The 17490-nt window shown below is 73.7% G+C and carries 15 protein-coding genes; 9 read left to right on the top strand and 6 right to left on the bottom strand.

The features are described 5' to 3' along the window. The first annotated feature begins 170 nt into the window (after nt 1-170). The 3 genes from ACLQ2X_RS05700 to ACLQ2X_RS05690 all read left to right on the top strand — a co-directional run bounded on the left by ACLQ2X_RS05700 (nt 171) and on the right by ACLQ2X_RS05690 (nt 2997). Nucleotides 171-875 (top strand): cytidine deaminase, encoded by a 705-nt coding sequence (locus ACLQ2X_RS05700; RefSeq protein ID WP_425679863.1) that lies wholly within the window; start codon nt 171-173, stop codon nt 873-875. 63 nt (nt 876-938) lie between these two features. Beyond that, nucleotides 939-2219, top strand: coding sequence for a thymidine phosphorylase (locus tag ACLQ2X_RS05695; RefSeq protein WP_425679862.1), 1281 nt, complete (start codon nt 939-941; stop codon nt 2217-2219). A gap of 97 nt (nt 2220-2316) precedes the next feature. Further along, nucleotides 2317-2997, top strand: coding sequence for a DUF4272 domain-containing protein (locus ACLQ2X_RS05690; protein ID WP_425679861.1), 681 nt, complete (start codon nt 2317-2319; stop codon nt 2995-2997). Between the two features lie 6 nt (nt 2998-3003). Here ACLQ2X_RS05690 and ACLQ2X_RS05685 read toward each other — a convergent pair whose 3' ends face one another. Beyond that, on the bottom strand, nt 3004-3864 hold the full coding sequence (locus ACLQ2X_RS05685) for a putative RNA methyltransferase (RefSeq protein WP_425679860.1): 861 nt from the start codon (nt 3862-3864) through the stop codon (nt 3004-3006). A gap of 178 nt (nt 3865-4042) precedes the next feature. On the opposite strand from ACLQ2X_RS05685, the gene ACLQ2X_RS05680 reads away from it, so the two are divergent. Then, nucleotides 4043-5119: an adenosine deaminase gene (locus ACLQ2X_RS05680; protein ID WP_425679859.1), complete on the top strand. Its 1077-nt coding sequence runs from the start codon at nt 4043-4045 to the stop codon at nt 5117-5119. Here ACLQ2X_RS05680 and ACLQ2X_RS05675 read toward each other — a convergent pair whose 3' ends face one another. After that, on the bottom strand, nt 5120-5539 hold the full coding sequence (locus ACLQ2X_RS05675) for a hypothetical protein (protein ID WP_425679858.1): 420 nt from the start codon (nt 5537-5539) through the stop codon (nt 5120-5122). 378 nt (nt 5540-5917) lie between these two features. Between ACLQ2X_RS05675 and ACLQ2X_RS05670 the strand changes: the two genes are divergently transcribed. The 4 genes from ACLQ2X_RS05670 to ACLQ2X_RS05655 all read left to right on the top strand — a co-directional run bounded on the left by ACLQ2X_RS05670 (nt 5918) and on the right by ACLQ2X_RS05655 (nt 11222). Continuing rightward, the gene (locus tag ACLQ2X_RS05670; RefSeq protein ID WP_425679857.1) at nt 5918-9748 is read left to right on the top strand and encodes a nitrate- and nitrite sensing domain-containing protein; all 3831 of its coding nucleotides are present in this window, start codon (nt 5918-5920) and stop codon (nt 9746-9748) included. After that, the gene (locus ACLQ2X_RS05665) at nt 9745-10149 is read left to right on the top strand and encodes a roadblock/LC7 domain-containing protein (RefSeq protein WP_013731521.1); all 405 of its coding nucleotides are present in this window, start codon (nt 9745-9747) and stop codon (nt 10147-10149) included. Before ACLQ2X_RS05670 ends, ACLQ2X_RS05665 begins: the two co-directional genes overlap by 4 nt. Before the next feature lie 100 nt (nt 10150-10249). Continuing rightward, nucleotides 10250-10627, top strand: coding sequence for a DUF742 domain-containing protein (locus ACLQ2X_RS05660; protein ID WP_030501200.1), 378 nt, complete (start codon nt 10250-10252; stop codon nt 10625-10627). A gap of 1 nt (nt 10628) precedes the next feature. Then, nucleotides 10629-11222: a GTP-binding protein gene (locus tag ACLQ2X_RS05655; protein ID WP_018786076.1), complete on the top strand. Its 594-nt coding sequence runs from the start codon at nt 10629-10631 to the stop codon at nt 11220-11222. 93 nt (nt 11223-11315) lie between these two features. On the opposite strand, the gene ACLQ2X_RS05650 is transcribed toward ACLQ2X_RS05655, so the two are convergent. The 3 genes from ACLQ2X_RS05650 to ACLQ2X_RS05640 all read right to left on the bottom strand — a co-directional run bounded on the left by ACLQ2X_RS05650 (nt 11316) and on the right by ACLQ2X_RS05640 (nt 16207). Continuing rightward, entirely contained in the window at nt 11316-12533 is a 1218-nt protein-coding gene (locus ACLQ2X_RS05650; protein ID WP_425679856.1) for an ABC transporter substrate-binding protein, read from the bottom strand. Nucleotides 12534-12655: 122 nt separating this feature from the next. After that, a complete protein-coding gene (locus ACLQ2X_RS05645; protein WP_425680023.1) occupies nt 12656-15136 on the bottom strand; it encodes a transposase in 2481 nt (826 codons plus the stop codon). Between the two features lie 15 nt (nt 15137-15151). After that, a complete protein-coding gene (locus ACLQ2X_RS05640; RefSeq protein ID WP_425679855.1) occupies nt 15152-16207 on the bottom strand; it encodes a DNA primase in 1056 nt (351 codons plus the stop codon). Nucleotides 16208-16323: 116 nt separating this feature from the next. Between ACLQ2X_RS05640 and ACLQ2X_RS05635 the strand changes: the two genes are divergently transcribed. Continuing rightward, nucleotides 16324-16665 (top strand): PadR family transcriptional regulator, encoded by a 342-nt coding sequence (locus tag ACLQ2X_RS05635; protein WP_425679854.1) that lies wholly within the window; start codon nt 16324-16326, stop codon nt 16663-16665. Between the two features lie 109 nt (nt 16666-16774). Here the strand turns inward: ACLQ2X_RS05635 and ACLQ2X_RS05630 are convergent, their stop codons facing one another. Continuing rightward, nucleotides 16775-17452, bottom strand: coding sequence for a permease prefix domain 1-containing protein (locus ACLQ2X_RS05630; protein WP_425679853.1), 678 nt, complete (start codon nt 17450-17452; stop codon nt 16775-16777). Nucleotides 17453-17490 lie beyond the last annotated feature (38 nt).

Raw genomic sequence — 17490 nt, 5'->3', positions numbered from 1 at the left:
CCCGCGCTTTTGTTTTCAACCCCCCCCCCCCCCGCCACAATTCCGGGCGGCCCGCGCGGACCCCCCGGACCCCCCCGCGGGGGGGGCCCCCCCGGGCCGGGGGCCGCCCGCCACCGTCGTCGGTGACGCTCCGTTGTCGCCGCTCAAGGGCCATACGGCAGAATGACGGGATGAGCGAGATCGACTGGGAGCGGCTGCGCGTCGCCGCCACCGAGGCCATGCGGCACGCCTACGTGCCGTACTCGAAGTTCCCCGTCGGGGCCGCCGGGCTGGTCGACGACGGCCGGATCGTGGTCGGGTGCAACGTGGAGAACGCCGGCTACGGCGTCACGCTCTGCGCCGAGTGCGGCGTGATCTCCTCGCTGCACGCCACCGGCGGTGGCCGGCTCGTGGCGCTGTCCTGCGTCGACGCCACCGGCGAGCCGCTGATGCCGTGCGGCCGGTGCCGGCAGCTGCTGTGGGAGCAGGGCGGGCCGGAGTGCCTGGTCGAGGCGCAGGGCGGGCCGCTGCGGATGGCCGAGCTGCTGCCGCACGCGTTCGACGTGGCCGACATCGAGGCGGTGACCGGTGAGCACCGGGTGCCTGTGGTGCCGGACCGGCTGGCCGCCTGGCGGGGTCGGGGCACGGTGTTCGTGCACCCCGACCTGTCGGCCGGGCAGCAGGTCTGGACGGCGTACTGGGAGCGGTCGGCCGGCACCGGCGGAGCCGACGAGACCGGGGTGTTGGAGGAGGGCCCGAACTGGGACGACCCGGCCCAGGCGATCGAGTGGGGGGCGGCGCGGACGCACCGGGTGGTCGTGGTGGACGCCTCGGGTGCGATCTTCTGGGCCGGCGAGGGGGAGCCGCCCACGGAGATTCCGGTTCGGTGGGGTTGAGCCGCGACGGTCACGGCGCGTGGGTCGGTGGGACCCCGCGCGATTACTGATGGGAACTCACAGGTGAGTGCTTTTACGGCGGTCGACATCATCCGGGCCAAGCGGGACGGGGGCGTGCTGGGCGACGGGCAGATCGACTGGGTGGTCGACGCGTACACCAGGGGTCTGGTCGCCGACGAGCAGATGTCGGCGCTGGCCATGGCGATCCTGCTGCGCGGCATGACCGGCCCGGAGATCGCCCGGTGGACCGCCGCGATGATCGCCAGCGGAGAGCGGCTGGACCTGTCGTCGGTGGCCCGGCCGACCGTGGACAAGCACTCCACGGGCGGCGTCGGCGACAAGATCACGCTGCCGTTGACGCCGCTTGTCGCCGCGTGCGGCGCGGCCGTGCCGCAGCTGTCCGGCCGAGGGCTCGGCCACACCGGCGGCACGCTGGACAAGCTGGAGTCGATCCCGGGCTGGCGGGCGGCGCTGCGTAACGACGAGTTCATCGCCCAGCTTCGCGACGTCGGCGCGGTGATCTGCGCCGCCGGCGAGAAACTCGCCCCGGCCGACCGCAAGCTGTACGCGCTGCGCGACGTCACCGGCACCGTCGAGGCGATCCCGCTGATCGCCAGCTCGATCATGAGCAAGAAGATCGCCGAGGGCACCGGCGCGCTGGTGCTCGACGTGAAGGTCGGCTCCGGCGCGTTCATGAAGAACGCCGACGACGCCCGGGAGCTGGCCCGCACCATGGTCGAGCTGGGCGGGGCGCACGGCGTCCGGACGGTCGCCCTGCTCACCGACATGACCACCCCGCTGGGCCTGGCCGTCGGCAACGCGGTTGAGGTGACCGAGTCGGTGGAGGTGCTGGCCGGTGGCGGCCCGGCCGACGTGGTGGAGCTGACGCTGGCCCTGGCGCGGGAGATGCTGGACGCCGCCGGCCTGCCGGATGCCGACCCGGCGGCCGCGCTGCGCGACGGGCGGGCGATGGACGCCTGGCGCACCATGATCCGGGCCCAGGGTGGCGACCCGGACGCCCCGATGCCCACCGCACCCGAGGTCGAGGTGGTCACCGCGGACGAGGACGGCTGGGTGGCCGAGGTCGACGCGTACGCCATCGGGCTGGCCGCCTGGCGGCTCGGCGCCGGCCGGGCCCGCAAGGAGGACCCGGTGAGCGTCCCGGCGGGCGTGGTGCTGCACAGACGCCGCGGCGACCGGGTGCGCGTCGGTGACCCGCTGTTCGAGTTGCGCGCCGAACACGCCGACCGGATTCCGGCGGCGCTGGCCGAGGCGCGCCGGGCGGTCCGGGTGACCGCCGACGCGCCGGACGCCACGCCGCTTGTCATCGAGCGGATCGGCTGAGCGGGCCGGCCATGGTGCCGGCCCGGCCGGAGCCGCTATCCTCCCAGGCCAGGGGGACCCACCGGCGACGACCGAGGCGAACAGGCAGGGACTGACCGTGCGCGTACCCGCCCCCGACCCCAGGGCTGTCCGTGAGGCCAGCCTCGACGAGCTGTCGCGGCTGGGGCTTCCGCTGCCCCCGCCGCAGTTCCCGCTGGTCTGGGAGCCGGGCGACGAGATCGAGCTGCGTTCCACCCGGGAGATCGAGGCGCGGATCGCGGTGCTGCACGTGATCCTGGCCCGCTGCTTCGGCATGCCCGCCCAGGCGGCCATGAGCTGGCTGCTCGACTCGCACCTGGTGGAGATGGTGACGCCGCCGGAGTGGCAGTTCGTGATGGGCGGCCGGGGCGACCACCGGTCGTTCGTCCTGCACCACGACGCGTTGTTCTCGCTGGCCTGGGTGCTCGGCCTGACCAAGGAGCTGGACCCGACGGTGCCGGTGGACGAGCGGCTGGTCGAGCGGATGCCGAACCTGGTGGCGGGGGAGACGTTCGCCCAGTGGCGGGCCCGGATCCTGGCCGCCCCGCAGCACCCCGGCGACAGCGCCGCCCTGCTCGACCTGCACTACTGCCTGGACTGGGCGTACCTGGAGGCCGAACGCGCCGGGCGGCAGCCGCCCGGGCTGGTGGACGCCAACGCGATCGGCCAGCGCCGGTGGGCGCTGGAGTGGGCGGTGGTGCTGCGCGGGCCGTACCACGGCGAGCCGCCGGGCTGGGAAGAGGTCGACCTGTCCACCTGAGCGCCGTCAGCGGGGCCGGTGCACCCCGAGCCGGACCGACACGGTGACCGGCACCGGCTCTCCCAGCGCGGCGATCCGGGCGGCGAGCCGGTCCGGGTCGGCGTGCCAGGCACTCGGACCCATCCCGACAAGCGTGGCGACCTCGGCACGGGTGAGCGCCGGCCGGGCCACGTGCCCGGTGGTGGACTCCTCGACGAAGTGGGCGCCGAGGCTGCCGGCGACCCGGTCGGCCTTGGCCGGGTCCACCCGCAGCAGGCCCAACGCCTCGACCAGTTCGGCCAGGTGGTCGGCGGCCGGGGTGACGACAAGCAGCGCACCGTCCGGGTCGAGGACCCGGTGGAACTCGGGGCCGTTGCGCGGCGCGAACACGTTCACCAGCAGGGCCGCCGACCGGTCCGCCAGGGGCAGGCGCTGCCAGGTGTCGGCAAGCGCGGCGGCGGCACGCGGGTGCGCCCGGGCCGCGCGGCGCAGTGCCGGCTTGGAGACGTCCAGGGCCAGGCCGACGGCGTCCGGCAGCGCGGCCAGCACCGCGGCCAGGTATCGGCCGGTGCCCGCGCCAGGCTCGACCACGAGCGGGTACGCGTTGCCGCGTACCCCGGCGGCGACCTGAGCCGCCGCACCGGCCAGCGCGGCGGCGACGGTGTCGTAGTGCCCGGCGGCGAGGAAGTCGGCGCGGGCGGCGACCATCTCCGGGCTGTCCCCGCTGTGCGGGGCGCGCCCGGCGAGCAGGTTGACGTATCCCTGCCGGGCGGTGTCGAAGCTGTGCCGGCCCGGGCAGCGCAATGCCCGGGTGGTGCCGGCGGTGGCCTCGGCCAGCGGCTCGCCGCAGACCGGGCAGCGCAGCCGGGTCAGGATGCGGGGGTCCACGCCTCGGCCCACCGTCTCCGCGCGCCGGCCGCGTGCTCCACCAGCGGGCGCGGTCCGTCCATGCCCCGAACCCTAACCACCGACCGGCGCCTCGGGTGTACCCGGTGACCGGGGACACGATGTCGCTGACCCGCCCGGTCGTCGGCGGGCCGCCGACGCCTGTGACTAGGGTCTGAGCATGGTCGCAATCTCGTACGAGGACATCATCAAGGTCCCGAAGGCGCTGCTGCACGATCACCTCGACGGCGGCCTGCGGCCGGCGACGATCGTCGAGCTGGCCGCCGAGGTCGGCCACGAACTGCCCACCACCGACCCGGAGGCGCTTGGCCGCTGGTTCACCGAGGCGGCGAACTCCGGCTCGCTGGAGCGCTACCTGGAGACGTTCGCGCACACGGTGGCGGTCATGCAGACCGCGTCCGCGCTGCGCCGGGTCGCCCGGGAGTGCGCGCTCGACCTGGCCGCCGACGGCGTGGTCTACGCGGAGGTGCGGTTCGCCCCGGAGCAGCACCTGGAGCAGAACCTGACGCTGGACGCGGTGGTCGACGCGGTGGTCACCGGATTCCGGGAGGGCAGCGCGCTGGCCGCCGAGGCGGGCACCCCGATCCGGGTGGGCACCCTGCTCACCGCGATGCGCCACGCCGCCCGTTCGCAGGAGATCGCCGAGTTGGCGGTGCGGCACCGGGACACCGGTGTGGTCGGCTTCGACATCGCCGGGGCGGAGGCCGGGTTCCCGCCCACCCGGCACCTGGACGCGTTCGAGTACCTGCAGCGGGAGAACTTCCACTTCACCATCCACGCCGGTGAGGCGTTCGGGCTGCCGTCGATCTGGCAGGCGATCCAGTGGTGCGGGGCGGACCGGCTCGGCCACGGGGTACGCATCGTCGACGACATCACGCCGGGCAATCCGCCGGTGCTGGGCCGGCTGGCCGCGTACGTGCGGGACAAGCGCATCCCGCTGGAGCTGTGCCCGTCGTCGAACGTGCAGACCGGGGCGGCGGCCTCGATCGCCGACCACCCGATCGGGCTGCTGCGTGACCTGCGCTTCCGGGTGACGGTGAACACCGACAACCGGCTGATGAGCGGCACCTCGATGTCGCGGGAGATGGCGTTGCTGGTGGAGGCCTTCGGCTACGGCTGGAAGGAACTCCGGTGGTTCACCATCAACGCGATGAAGAGCGCGTTCATCCCGTTCGACGAGCGGCTGCGGATCATCGACGAGGTGATCAAGCCGGCGTACGCCGAGCTGATCGACTGATCAGGGCTGGTGCGGGTGGCCGGCGAGCAGGGCGGCCACCCCGCGCAGCACCTCACCGGCCCGGGCCGCCTCGGCGCCCAGCCCGGTCTGCCGGCGCAGTACGGCCGGTTCCGCGCGCAGCAGCGCCACCCCGCGTCGGAGCAGCACCCGGGGGGCCTTGCGCTGCTCGGCGAGGTCCCGGGCGAGGCGGCGCAGGAAGGTCGCGCCGCGCGGTCGGCGCAGCGCGTACGCCCCGGCGAGCACCCCCCGACGCCGGCACTCCGCGACGATCTCGGCCGCGAAGATCCCCTCGGCGACGAAGATTGGCGATCCGTCGACGTCAAATGGCCGGGCGGCCACCCGACGGTCCGCGCCGATCGCATAAACCGGCACTTCGGCCGTGCCCTCCCGGGCCAGTCGGGTGATGGTTTCCACCGCCATGTCCGCATCCCACGACTGCGGCGACTCCCAATTCACCTGCCCGTTTCGACGAGGACACGTAGGGTCGTCGCCATTCTTGTAGAAGTCGTCCAAACAGAGCACCGGAAGTCCGGTTCGCTGGGCTATGTAGGACTTTCCGGACCCGGAGGGGCCCGCGAGGAGGACAACGCGATGCGGATGTTCCATTACTTTTAGTAACTCCGGCCAGACGGACTGCTATCAAATTGCATCAACATCTCATCACACCTGCGGCGAGGGACAACCTGGTCTTTCTCTTTACGGACCGGCGTGATGGAATCTCGGAGGTCCGACCCGCCGGGTCGGTCGCTCCTCGTTGCCCACAGGCGACGTCGGGCGCGGTGATGCGAGGGCGGTGACGTGAGCAAACGGCCAACGACGGCGGGCTCTTTCCTGTCGCGGCTGCGCCGGCCGATGAGCCGGCTGCGCGACATGCCGATTTGGTCCAAGCTCGGTCTGATCATGATCGTGCCGACCATCGCCACGGTCGTGGTGGGCACCAGCGGGCTGGTCGACCACCTGGAGACGCTCAACAACGCCAACCGGGCGGGCGACCTGGCCAACCTGATTGGCTACTCCGGTGACCTGGTCGGCACGGTGCAGGACGAGCGGGTCGGTGCCGTGCTCTTCCTCGGCGCGAAGGAGTTCCAGACCCGGGCGCAGTACCGGGAGGGCTACAACCGGTCGAACCAGCGGGTGGACCAGGCGAAGACGCCCTACCTCCGGCAGCGCGGCGAGATCAACGACCTGCCGCGCAACTTCGTCGGCCTGCTGGACACGATCGACACCCAGCTCAAGGACCTGCCGGCCACCCGCAGTCAGGTGCTCAACGGCAAGTTGAAGATCAACGACGCTGACCAGGCGTACGGCCAGCTGGTCGAGGACCTGCTCGCGATCCGCGACTCGGCCACCCAGCTCGCCGGTGACAACGACCTCAGCGACCGGATGCGTACGTCGGCCGCGGTCGCCCGCCAGAAGGAATACCTGACCCAGCGTCGGTTGGTCGTCCACCAGGCGATCACCCAGAACCAGTACACCCCCGCGCTCCGCCAGCAGTTCATCTCCAGCGTCACCGGCCAGGCGCAGTCGCTCGCGACGTTCCAGGCGGTCGCCCCCGAGCCCGACAAGCTGTTCTACGAACAGACCGTCTCCGGCCCCGACATCCGCAAGGCCGACAGCTTCACCAGCTTCATCTCCAGCAACAACAACGGATCGATGGCCAACGCGCCGTTCGGGTCGGACCAGTGGGACCAGACCATGGTCGCCTACGGCAAGCTGATCCGTTCGGTGGAGACCCGGCTCGACGGCAACGTGGTCCAGCAGGCCGACCAGCTGCGCTCGGACACCCAGCGCCGGGTGTTCCTCGAAACCGGCCTGCTGCTCACCATGCTGCTGCTGGCGATCCTCTTCGCGTACCTGGTCGCCCGCTCGATGGCCCGCTCGCTGCGCGAACTGCGCCAGGGCGCCCTGGCGGTGGCCCAGTACGGCCTTCCACAGGCGGTGGCCCGGCTGCGCGACCCGCAGGTGACAGGTCAACTCTCCCCGGAGCAACTGGCCAACCAGATCGCCGAGCCGCTGCCGGTACGCAGCAGGGACGAGTTCGGTCAGGTGACCGAGGCGTTCAACGCCGTCCACCTGGAGGCGGTCCGCACCGCCGCCCAGCAGGCCGCCCTGCGGGCGTCCGTCGCCACGATGTTCGTCAACCTGGCCCGCCGCTCGCAGATCCTGGTCGACCGGCTGATCGGCCACCTCGACCGGCTGGAACGCGGCGAGGAGGACCCGGACCGGCTGGCCGAGCTGTTCCAGCTGGACCACCTGGCCACCCGGATGCGCCGCAACGACGAGAACCTGCTGGTCCTCGCCGGTGCCGACTCGACCCGCGTGCAGCGCGAGCCCGCCGCCCTGATCGACGTGCTCCGCGCCGCCCAGTCCGAGGTCGAGCACTACACCCGGATCGAGTTCGGCATGATCGACCGGGACATCGAGGTCGCCGCGCACGCGGTCAACGACCTGGTGCACCTGGTCGCCGAGCTGTTCGACAACGCCACCGCCTTCTCCCCGCCGGACTCCCAGATCATGGTGGAGGCCCGGCGGGTCGGCGACCGCGCCTCGTTGTACGTCGAGGACCGCGGCATCGGCATCAGCCGCGAGCAGCTCCGTGACCTCAACGAGCGGCTGGCCACGCCGCCGCAGGTGGACGTGGCGGTCTCCCGGATGATGGGCCTGGTCGTGGTCGCGCGGCTGGCCGCCCGGCACAGCGTCCGCGTCGAGCTGCGGCCCGGCACCGACCGGGGCACCGTCGCCGAGGTGGCACTGCCCACCTCGGTCCTGGTGCCGCGCGCCCTCACCGGTCGCAGCGGCCCGATGCCGGCCCTTCCGCCCGCCGGCCAGCAGTTGGATGGCCCGCAGTTCGGTGGCCCGCAGCAGGGCGGCCCGCAGCAGGGCGGCCCGCAGCAGGGCGGCCCGCAGTTCGGCGGCCCGCAGTTCGGCGGCCCGCAGTTCGGCGGCCCCCGGCAGGGCGGCCCGCAGCGTGGGGGCCCGACCCCGGTCTTCGGGGCCCTGGCGGCCCTGGGCAACGGCCCGCACACCCCGCCCGGACCGCACCCGAGTTCCTCCGGTAACCAGGTCACCCTCGGCGGACGCCCGTTCGACCCGACGCCGCGCAACGGCGCGGGCACCCCGGCCAACGCCGGCGGCGGCCGGGCCATGCCGGCCTGGTCCGACCTGACCGGCGCCAACCCGGCCCCCGCCGACGGTGCGCCCGGTCCGACCGCAGGCGGCGGCTTCGGCCCACCGGCGGGCAGCGCGTTCGGCCCTCGGCCCACGAACGGCCAGTCCAACGATCCGCTGCCCCAGCGACGCAACCCGGGCGAGGACGACGAGCCGACCACCACCGGCCCGCAGCCGATGATCCCGCGGCAACTGCCGAGCAGCCCGGAGGCGCGACCCTACGGACCGCCGGTACCCCCGGTGTCGGCCCCGCCGCTGCCGCCGGTCTCCGGCATCCCGGCTTCCGGCATCCCGGCCTCCGGCCCGCCGCTGCCGGCCCGTCCGGTCTCGGCGACCCCGGTCTCGGGAGACCCGTACCCGGGCCGTCCCGTGTCGGCCGCACCCGTCTCCGGCGACCCCTACTCCGGCCGTCCCGTGTCGGCCGCGCCCGTCTCCGGTCAGCCGGTCTCCGGTGGCCCCTACCCGGGCCGCCCGGGTCCCGCCGCCCTCGGCATGGGTCAACCCGCGCCGATGGCGGGCCAGCCGACCTCGGCGCCACCGGCGAACCAGCTGCCGTCGCGGCCGGTGTCGTCGGCTCCCGCGCCGAGCGTGGGCGCCCCGCCGGTCTGGCCCCCGGTGGCCCCGACCGAGCCGGCCCCGGCGGCGATGCCGGAGCGGCGTAACCCCGCTCTGGACATGACCACCGAGTTGCCCCGGGTGCCGCGTACCGAGATGCCGGCGTCCGCGCAGCCCGCCGCGCCCCAACCGGCACCCCGCGCACCGCAGCCCAGCACGCCGTCCCAGCCGGGCAACCGCCAGCGGTACGCGGACGAGACGATGGAACTGCCGATCTTCCGGGAGCTCGAGTCGGCGTGGTTCCGTACCCGCCGCCCCGGGTCGAACGACGAGCCGGCGGCCCCGGGCACCGCGGGGAACGGCGCGGCGACGCAGCAGTTCGCCAAGGTGGACACCACCGGCCGGCCGGTGACGCAGCCCACATCAGCAACGACAGGTAACACGCCGATGGCACACACTCCGACGGCCGGCGGAGGACCGAGGGACAACGGCGCGGCGAACGGGAACACCCGCCCCGAGCGTCCCGGCGGACTGCCCACCCGGCAGCCGGCGGCGCCGAAGCAGTCCTCCCCGTGGCAGACCGCGGCCGACGACGGATGGCGCGCCGCCTCGGCCGCCACCGAGGTGCCGGTGGCCGAGACGACCCGGAAGGGCCTGCCGAAGCGGACCCCGATGGCGCAACTCGTGCCCGGCAGCATCGACAAGCCCACTGCCGCAGTGCAGCGGCGGACGCCGGAGGCGGTGCGGGGTCTGCTCTCGGCCTACCATCGGGGCGTGCAGCGCGGCCGCAACCTCCCCACCGACAGCAACACGACCGGCCCGGAGGGCACTCCGGGCGGGCAGCAGTCCTCGCAGTCTGGCTCAGGCCCAGAGGCCGGTAGCGGGCAGAAGGAGCAACAAGCATGACTAGTACGCAGGATCTCGGATGGCTGCTCGCAAACTTCGCCGACCGGGTGCCCGGTGTGGCGCACGCGGTCGCGGTTTCGGCCGACGGCCTGCTTCTCGCCTCGTCCCGTGACCTCCCGCGGGACCGTGCGGACCAGCTCGCGGCAATCGCCTCCGGCCTGGTCAGCCTCACCCAGGGCGCGGCACGCTGCTTCGAGGGCGGGGCGGTGTTGCAGACGGTCGTCGAGATGGACAACGGCTTCCTGTTCCTGATGTCCATCTCGGACGGCTCGTCGTTCGCGGTGCTGGCCGCGCGCAGCTGCGACGTGGGTCAGGTCGGCTACGAGATGGCCCTGCTCGTGGACCGGGTGGGCGACGCCCTCACGCCGCAGCCGCGCACGGCTGTGGGAATGATGGGCTGAATGACGCGCTGGCCGGTGGGTCAGGTGCGGGAACAACAACGACAGCGACGAATGCCACCGGGGCGAGCCGGTGCCGGGTACGAGGGAGGTGAGCGGCGACATGGCGGATCGTGACGAGCCGACCGGAGCGTTGGTCCGGCCGTACGCCGTTACCCGCGGTCGTACCCGTCCCCGGCTCGACATCGCCCTGGAGGCGCTCGTCGAGACGACAGTGCGCGGCCGAGCGGTTGCCACTGGCAATGGTGGCCACGGTCGTGAACACCAGTACATCGCCGCGCTGTGTGACGGACGTGTGCAGTCGCTCGCCGAAATCGCGGCGCGGATGCAGCTCCCACTCGGCGTGGCCCGGGTGCTCATCGCCGACATGGCGACGGACGGCCTGGTCGCGGTCCACGAGCCGACCATTTTGGACGACTCCGACGACGCGGTGGGCACTGAACTGCTGGAGAGGGTGCTGAGTGGACTTCGCAGGCTCTGACATGTCGCACCGGCCGCCGGTCCCGAGCGGGCGCGTGACGTCGGCGAAGATCGTTATCGCCGGTGGATTCGGCGTCGGCAAGACGACGCTGGTCGGCTCGGTCTCCGAGATCACGCCGCTGACCACCGAGGCGATCATGACCTCGGCCGGCGTGGGTGTCGACGACACCCGGCAGGTGCCGGGCAAGACGACGACCACGGTGGCGATGGACTTCGGCCGCATCTCGATCGACCGGGACCTGATCCTGTACCTGTTCGGTACGCCGGGTCAGACGCGGTTCTGGTTCATGTGGGACGAACTGGTCCGGGGGGCGATCGGCGCGGTGGTGCTCGTCGACACCCGGCGGCTCGCCGACTGCTTCGCCGCCATCGACTTCTTCGAGCACCGGCGGCTGCCGTACCTGGTGGCCATCAACTGCTTCGACGGCATGCAGTACCACGATCCGCAGGACGTCCGGGACGCGCTGGCGATCTCCCGCGACGTGCCGGTGGTGCCGTGCGACGCCCGTAACCGGGAGTCCACGAAGCACGTACTGATCTCGCTTGTCGAGTACGTGCTCACCATGCGGCGCTCGCGGGCCGTCGCGCCCGCCTGACCGACGCGGAAGCGCCCGGCGGCCGAGAGGCCGCCGGGCGCTTTCCGCTGTCCGGTCCCGGCCACGGTACGCGATCGGCCGGTGACGGGACGGTCAGGCGTACCGGGTCCAGTTGCCCTGGAAGACCTGGTAGATGGCGAGCGAGTCGGGCTCCATCCCGCCGTGCCGGCGGCCCGTGAACGCGTACCCACCGGAGATGCCCTCGGTGGTCTGCGCCTGCAGAAGGGCCCGCAGGCGCCCCCGGTCCAGGCTGATGGCCGTCCGTGCCGAAGTGGCGAGGAGCTGGAGCGCGTCCGAGGCGTACGGGGCGAAGCCCGGGCTGACGCCGTGCCGTTGCGTGTAGCGGTTGACGAAGTCCCGCCGGGCCAGCTGCGCGGTCGTGGTGGGGGTGATCGAGGAGACGTCCAGGCAGGCCGGGTGCACCGCGAACGTGCCTTCCACGGCGGTGGCGTTCGCCGCCCGCAGGGTGTCGTCGGCGACCGCGCCGGCGTCGAAGAAGATCGGACCGCTGTGGCCGGCCAGCCGCAGTGCCCGGGCCGCCGCCGCGGAGTCCGGGGCGGTGGCCCACACGATGACACCGTCCTGCCTACCGCCGGCGGCCTGGTCCGCGGCGGCGCGGAAACTACGACCGGTCGCCGGCAGCCGCACCGTACGGGCCAGGTCGGTGGTGCTGTTGCCGAGCGCCTCCCGCACCGCCTGCACGCCTGAAGTGCCGTGCTGCCCCTCCGCGGCCAGCAGGGACACCCGCCGGATCCGCTTGGACTCGAACAGCTCCGCCAGGCGACGGGCCATGTCGATGGCGTCCGGGGTGAGCTTGTAGGTGAACGTCCGCTCGTCGAGGGGCAACACGATGCGGTCGCCGTAGCCCAGTGACAGGAACGGCGTCTTGAGCCGCTGGGCGGCCGTGGCCAGGGCGACGGAGGTCTCGGCGAGCACGCCGCCGACCAGGGCCTGCGCGCCGGCGCGCGTCAACTCGGCGGCATGGCGGGCGGCGACCTGCGGGTTGCCGCCGTTGTCCCGGATCTGCAGGCGTACCGACCGGACCAGGTTGCCGACCGGGATGCCGGCCCGGTTCAGCGAGTCCGCGGTGAGTTCGAGGGCATGTCGCTGGGGGCCGCCGAGCAGCGCCCCGCGCCCGGTCAGTTCCAGGCTCACACCGACGATCAGATCCTGGTCGCTGGGTGCGCTGCCGGACGGGCCGTCGTCCGGCCGTTGGCCCTGCGGCGCGCAGCCGGCGGCCAGCAGGGCGCCGGCTGCGGCGAAAACACCCCGCCGGGTGAGCACGGTGGAGTCGAACGCCGGTGTAGCCAATGGAATCGCCTTCCCACCCCGGCGAACACCTGCCGCCGACGGTCCGCCGGGTATGCTCCCGACCGTCCGGAGTCGGCGTCAAATTGCCCGGGTGTGGGATGAAACACCCGGGCGAGCCGGGGTCAGGACCGGTAGCCCGCGGACCGGAACTCGAACTCCCGGTCTTCGTCGCGGTCCCCGCTGTCCCGGGTGAAGTCCCAGCCGCCGGCCGCCTCGCGGCCCGGACGACCGCCGACGGCGAAGCCGCCGATCTCCTGACCGCGCCGCCAACCCCGGAAGTATCCGGTGGTGTTCTCGGCGAGGCTGGCCGCGTTCCGGATGATCCGCAGTGGACTTTCCTCGCGCAACGGCGAGCCCGGCACCAGGTTGGCCTGGGGAACCCGCTTCGGCAGGCCGGCCTTGGTCTCCGCGCCCACGGCCGGCTGTGCCGCCTGCTCGGCCGCCTGCCAACCGGTGTCGGCGGTGCTCGCCCACTCCAGGTCGGCCTCGTCGCCGTGCCCGACGAACCAGGCGGACTTGGCCTGCGCGAAGATCAGCAGGTCGCCGTCGCCCTCGTCGGACACCGGCGGCGGCCGGTGCTCCTTCGGCGCGGGACGCCGCTCCAGCGGGGCGGGCAGGCCGGCGGGGCGCTGGTCGACCAGCCGCAGCGGCGGCGTGTCCGCACCCGGCTCGGACAGGCCCTCGCGTTGCTCACGCAGTGCCCGGTCGGCCAGCGGCGGCGGCTCCACCAGGCGCAGCATCGGCGGCTCCGGCGGCAGGTCGTCGGCGAGCCAGGGCGGCGTGACCCGTCCCGGGTCGCTGGGCGCGTCCACGCCCCGTCCGTAGGGGTAGGACGGTTGCTCCCGTTCCCGGGCGGCGTCGTCGTCGCCGGTGTTGACGAGCGGCCAGTTGGCCCGGGAGCCCGGGGCCGCGGCCTCCGGCGCCGGCGGGCGCGGGGCCGGCACCGGGATGCTCAGGTCGGTGGCGCTGAACCCGCCGGTCGGCGGCTCCTGGTTGGTCTTCGGGCGCGGCGGGATGACCGTGCGCTGCCGCTCGGCGCGCGCCTGGTTGATCGCCGCGGTGGTCAGCGTCGGGCGGAACGGCTCGCCGGCCTCGGCCGGTGGCACGGGGCCACGCGGGGACGGGGCGATCGGCGTGATCCCCGGCGGTGGCGGCGGCGGTGCGGAGACCGGCCGGTTGGTCGGCCCGTCCAGCCGGGACGGCAGCGGCGCGCCGGTCGGCTCGGTCCGGACCGGGGGCGGCGACATCGGCCGCGCCGGGGGCGGCGACATCGGCCGCGCCGGGGGCGGCGACATCGGCCGGCCCAGCCCGGCCGCGGGTGCGGCGGGAACAGTCGGGGAAGGCGTCACCGGTGCGGGGGCGACCGGCGGCGGGGCGAGCGGCGTGGGTGCGACGGGCGGCGGAGCCAACGGACGGGGCATTGTCGCTGCCGGACCGGAGACGGGCTCCGGTCGGTTGCGGCGGCCACCGGGGACCGGCTCGGGACGCCCGCGCCGGCCGGAGGGTTCCGGTGCGTCGAAGGACGGCTCGGGGCGGCTGTGCTGGTGGGTCTGCCCGGCGCCGGGCTCCGGCTGGGCCGGGCGCAGGTCGGTCGACTGGTTCGGAGCGGCCACCTCGTCGACCTGCTCGCTCCGACGGCCGGCAGACCGGCGGCCGGCGGCCGGGACGGGAGCGGTGCGTTCGGCGAGGGCCCCCACGAGGGCGTCGCAGCCGTCGTCGCACGCCCGCACGGAGGCGACCGCCTGCCGCACCGTCTCGGCGACGGCAGCGGTGAGCGTGCGGTTCACGGTGGCCCGTCGGGGCGTCTCGGAGATGGCCACCCGCAGGGCGGTCACCGCCTCGGAGACCGCCTCGGCGTCGGCCACGCCGTCGGCGGTCAGTTGCGCGGCGACCGCATCGGCGGCCAGCCCACCGTCGCGGCCCCGCGTCGGGAGCCCGGTCAGCAGGCCCGGCTCGGGCAACGCCTCAAGCACGGCCAGGGCGACCGGCTCGGCGGGATCCGGGTACGCACGCAGCGCGGCCGGGTACAGCTCGCGCAGCACCTCGCGCAACGTCACCGCGGCCGAGTGCCGGCCGCTGGCCAGCGCCGCGTGCGCGGCGAGGACCTGCTTGTAGCCGGCGAGATCACGCGGGGCCGGGAGGGTCACCGCGGAGAGGGCGCCGGCCTGCAGCGCGCGGGCCAGCCCGACCGCCCGGCGTACGGCGGGCGGGGACTGCATCTCCTCCAGGGAGTCGTCGTCGGCGAAGCGCTCGGCGAAGTCGTCGACCGAGTCGTCGTCCGCGATCGCCAGCGGACGACCGGCGGCGCTGAGCAGCGAGGTGACGGTGTGGTCGTCGCTGTCGGCGGCGATGGCCGCGCCACTCGGACCGCCGGACCGCTCCACCAGCAGCGACACCAGCCGGGCGTACCCGGCGGGCTCGTCACCGATCTCGCAGACGTGCAGCAGACGGCCTGCGTCGTCAACCACAGCGGACGTCAGCGTCGATCCGGCCGCAGCCGTTCGGTCGGCCGGATCTGCCGAGGCCAGACCGCAGTACACGCGCACGAGCGCCACGGCGTCGTCCTCCTCCCGGACACAGGTCTTGCTCTGCCAGAGACTGATGCTCCCCGCTCCGGGTCAGTCGCGCCAGTCCACAACCGCAGAGATCTTGCCGACAATGGTGCGCCAACCCAGACTTGCGGTTTGTGCCCCGATTTTCTTCAGACGGCGGCGACCGAAGAAACCACCGATGCCACCGTTGGCGGAAGCCCGTAGCGCCTCGTCCAGGTCGTCCAGGCTGGAGCCCGCGGAGAGCATGTCGAGCACGGCTGGTAGCCGCAGGGCGTACGCCAGGTCACGGGCGATCTCGCCGGCCTCGATCAGGAGCGTGGGGTCCCACGCGTCGTGCCCGCCGCGCAGGTTCTCCACCACCAGGTCGAGTTCGTAGGCGTCCTCGTCCAGCGGGGCGATGTCGGCCGGTTCCAGCCGTTCGGACAATTCATTCCAACTGTCCAGCTGGGACATGTCGGTGGGCGAACCGGAGCGGATGAAGGTGACCAACGACTCCGGGGTCTTGAACAGCAGGAGCCGCCCCTTGTGGGTGAGGAAGACCGGCACCTCCTCGTCGCCCGCGTCGTCCTCGTCCTCGTCGTCGTCCGCGTCTTCGGCGTCCGCGTCTTCGGCGTCGGCGTCGGCGTCTTCGGCGTCGGCGTCTTCGGCGTCGTCCGCGTCCTTGGCGTCCGCGTCCTTCTCGTCGGCCTCGTCGTCGGCCTCGCCCCGGCGCGCCTTGCGGCCGCGCTTGCCGTCCTTCTCGTCCTCGTCGTCCTCCTCGGCGGCGAGGGCGGCGAACTCCTCGTCGAGGATCACCACCTCGTCGTCCTCGTCCTCGGCCTCGACGACCTGGCGACGGGCCAGGAAGGGGTCGTCCAGGTCGCGCTCGACGACATCGGTCGGGGTCAACTCCCGCGCCGGCCGGTACGCGCGCAGCGTGAAGCCGGTGCCGGCGGGCAGGGAGATCTCCACCGGGTCGATCCGCACCTCGTCCCAGAGTGCGCGGTCCGCCGGCAGGCGGTCCGCCTCGACCTCGTCTACTTCGGCCGGCGTGTCGGTGTCGTCGAGCTCGGGCTCGTCGGCGTCGGGCCGTTGGGGCGACTGGCGGGCCACGCTGACCTCCGTGTGCGTTCGGTTGCCCACCCGGCCGCGTCGCGCCGCCGGGTGACTCTGCGCACATACCCTAGTGGGCGGGTCGTGTCGATCGGGAGCCGCACCCCGATGGCTTTCCCGAAGCCCGACAAGTAGGCTTTCTACACATGAAGGCGCAGGCGCTGCACGGACACCTCGACGCGCTGCTCCTCGCCGTGCTGGAGCAGGGCCCGCGCCACGGCTACGCGATCATCGACGCGCTGCGCGCGCGCAGCGGCGGCACGCTGGATCTGCCCACCGGCACCATCTATCCGGCGCTGCGCCGGCTGGAGCGGGCCGGGCTGGTGGCCAGCGCATGGAGCACCGTCAACGGGCGCGAGCGGCGCACCTACGAACTCACCGAGGCCGGCGGCCGGGCGCTTGCCGGGGAACGGGCCGGCTGGCGCGAGTTCAGCGCCACCGTCGGCCGGTTCCTCGGTGCCGGCGAGCCGCCCACCGCGCCGGCCTGACCGTCTCGCACCGGGCCGGCCGCACGTGGCGTGAACCGCCCGGCACCGAGCCGGCCCGACCCCGTCGGAGGGCGGTGGCATCGTGGCGGCACACCGCAGCGGGCGCACGTCAGGCGGCCGGCCGTAGCCGCCGGTCGGCGAGCACCCAGCAGCGGGCCGCGCGGGCCAGGGCGAACCAGGCCGTCGAGGCGAGCACCACCCCGATGATCATGGGAGGCCAGGTGAGGGCGGCGTCCCACAGACCGACCGACCAGCCGAACAGCGCGCCCCCGGCGACCACGCCCGTCAGCAGGCCACCGGTCAGGCCGAAACCGAGCAGCCGGACCGGCCGGGCGAGCCCCGGCGAGCCCCACCGGCTGACCAGCAGGGCGGCCAGCGCCAGCGCGGCGACCACGCCCCAGATACGCTCCTGTGCCATGGAGAGCAGCAGGTAGCTCCGTGGCGGCGGGGGGCCGCCGCTCCAACTCGACCCCTGCCAGGTCAGATCGCCGGCGGCGAGCATCACCACCGCGACCACGAGCGTGCGCAGCGCCAGCCCGCGCAGCGCCCCGGCGGTCAGCTCGGCCTGGAACCCCGGCACGAGCTGGGCGTCGCTGCCGAACTCCGCGACCGCCCGGCGCTCCGCCTCCGCCCGCGGCAGGCCCCTCTGCCGGTACGCCTCGGCGGCGTCCTGAAGCGCGTGCCGCGTCTCGGTCAGCATGTCGGCCTTGAGCCGGGTCGGCCCGTGCAGCCGCCCGGACAGCTCCCGCAGACGGCGGTCGACCACTGCCTCGTCATGGACCCGCATGCGCGCAAGCCTGCCATGAGGGCCGGTCGGGTCGCGTC

The sequence above is a fragment of the Micromonospora sp. DT31 genome, from assembly GCF_049841795.1.
Lineage (GTDB): Bacteria > Actinomycetota > Actinomycetes > Mycobacteriales > Micromonosporaceae > Micromonospora.
Note: the sequence above shows the minus strand (reverse complement) of the source record. Positions and strands in the feature narration are given on the sequence as shown.